Origin of the sequence: Mesorhizobium sp. M2A.F.Ca.ET.037.01.1.1 (assembly GCF_003998075.1) — a bacterium.
Lineage (GTDB): Bacteria > Pseudomonadota > Alphaproteobacteria > Rhizobiales > Rhizobiaceae > Mesorhizobium.
The window spans coordinates 1-616 of the sequence record NZ_RZSA01001685.1 but is presented as its reverse complement, the minus strand read 5'-3'; the positions used below and the strand labels follow the sequence as shown (position 1 = coordinate 616).

Annotated in this window: 1 protein-coding gene; it reads left to right on the top strand. The window is 68.8% G+C overall.

Annotation, left to right across the window (positions count from 1 at the left end; translation table 11 throughout):
• Positions 1-37: 37 nt before the first annotated feature.
• The coding region (gene rnc, locus EOA27_RS39210; RefSeq protein WP_189562415.1) for a ribonuclease III at positions 38-616 on the top strand (579 nt) is incomplete at its 3' end.

The following is a 616-nucleotide window of genomic DNA, read 5'->3' as shown; positions in this document are numbered from 1 at the left end:
CATTTCGTCCACTAGAGCGAGGGCGGCCAGCAAGCGTTTGACCGCCGATGCCCTCGCCGAGGCTCTTGCCCCGCGCACCGGCCATGCCTTCGCCGATCGCCAGCGTCTGCAGCGCGCGCTGACCCATGCCAGCGCGCGTTCGACCCATGCCGGCGTCGACTACGAACGCTTCGAGTTCCTGGGCGACCGCGTTCTCGGCCTTGTCGTCGCCGACATGCTGCTTGCAGCCTTTCCAGATGCAGCCGAGGGCGAGCTGTCGCTGCGTCTCAACGCGCTGGTCAATGCCGAGGCGCTCTCCGACATCGCCGAGGAGATCGGCTTGCCAGAGCTGATCCGCGCCGGCTCCGATGTGCGCAATCTCGACGGGCGCAAGCGCACCAATCTGCGCGCCGACGCGCTGGAATCGCTGATTGCGGTCCTTTACCTGGATGGTGGCCTCGAGGCTGCCCGCGCGTTCATCCATCGCTATTGGCAGCCGCGCTCGCAGGCGATCGGCGCGGCGCGGCGCGACGCCAAGACCGAATTGCAGGAATGGGCGCACCAGGCAGCCGCCGGCGCCGTGCCGGCTTACCGGGTCGACGGCCGCGAGGGACCGGACCACGACCCGCTGTTCACC